Origin of the sequence: Paenibacillus sp. S28 (assembly GCF_016624415.1) — a bacterium.
GTDB classification, from domain to species: domain Bacteria; phylum Bacillota; class Bacilli; order Paenibacillales; family Paenibacillaceae; genus Paenibacillus_AQ; species Paenibacillus_AQ favisporus.
In genome coordinates, this window is the sequence record NZ_JACVTM010000044.1 from 1 (window position 1) to 1,380 (window position 1,380).

Sequence of the window (1,380 nt, forward strand, 5' to 3'; positions counted from 1 at the left end):
CCGGTCACGAAAAGAACAACCAGCGTGGCTATGACGCCCCATAGCATTGAAACCGCCGTTCCCCACAGAATCGCGCGTGAAGCCGTTTGTTTGTTCTCGGCAAAAAAGAACAGCATCAGAATGATTGAGGGGTCTATCATATAGTTGACGGAGCTTAACGTACCCTCTAGAATGGAAAACCATCCAGTGTCGGCATAAATGGGTAAAATTCGCTTCATGTCCATGTCTTGCGGATTGAGAAACAGCTGGGCATATAACATAAATACGAATAAAGGGCCGATAATTTCCGCGCAACGCCCGATCACTGTAATCCCCCCCCTATACAGCGCATAAACGGCAAGAAACATCATGCATGATAAAATGACAATCATGGGCGTGTTGTGAAGCATGACTAAATTTTGGAAATCGGCGGTACCTTTTGCGATCAAGGACATTTGCATGAACCAATGCAGAAAGTACGCGGTGACGATGATCTTTCCGAGTACGGTGCCTAACAGATCTTTCATGAAACCAACCAAGGTCTTGTCCATATTCTGCCTGCATACCAGGAGGACCATCCAGGTGATCGCCATCATGATCATGCCGCCCAGCAGAATGGAAATCCAACTGTCCTGGTGTGATTTCTCTGCGGCTAGTTTGATCGGAAGGTAGGAAAATACAATCATCGAGGAGACACTAACTATCCAGAATATCTGATAACCGCTTACTTTCATTAGTCATTCACTCTTTTCCGTATTCATCTCACCGATGCGCTACTCTCGCCGATGGACCTGAGTATGATATCCGTTTTGACGGTAACCTCTATCCGCTTGAATTTGTCATCCCAATTGTCTCTCTGCGATTTCCACCAGTAAGGATATTTGTGGTGAAGGTACTCGCCGATGCCGAATACATCAGGTCCCAACTGCTGTACTTTTTCCATCGTAGACTGCAGTTCCTTTTGCATTTGCTTGTTCAGACATTTCTGAAGCTCCATCATGTTCTCTACCGCGGACATGTCTAGTTGGGACGTGTTTTCAAGAAGATAAGCCTGCGCCTTAACGGTTAGGACAATGTGTTTGGGATCATGCCCATTGACGGAGGTTATTTGGCGTTGAAGACGGGTAAGTCTAAACGATACAAAGTCTTTGTTGTTGTTCCATGGAATCGTTGCTCCCTGAGAGGAGCCTTTTCCCGACATCCAGATGGCTCCTGAGGCTTCAAGTAAGTCCAAAATCCCTTTGACCTTAAGATGATGGTCAAGCATCGCAAAACCGTGTAACGCCGCAATTGGACTGTCATGTTCTTTGCTCAGCTTTACATTTTCGATTTGGAGTACCGGCATCAATGGCCGTGCCCCTTTGGTAAGGGTCTCAATCACGAACTGCCTCGAAGAAAAGC

The 1,380-nt window shown here is 46.4% G+C and carries 2 protein-coding genes; both read right to left on the reverse strand.

Features of this window, described 5'->3' with window-relative positions:
- A partial coding sequence (locus IAE55_RS33550) for a GerAB/ArcD/ProY family transporter (RefSeq protein WP_200634973.1) occupies positions 1–713 on the reverse strand: 713 nt, incomplete at its 3' end.
- A 23-nt stretch (positions 714–736) separates the two neighbouring features.
- Positions 737–1,380 (reverse strand): Ger(x)C family spore germination C-terminal domain-containing protein (locus tag IAE55_RS33555; RefSeq protein WP_234490058.1); only part of this gene is annotated, 644 nt, incomplete at its 5' end.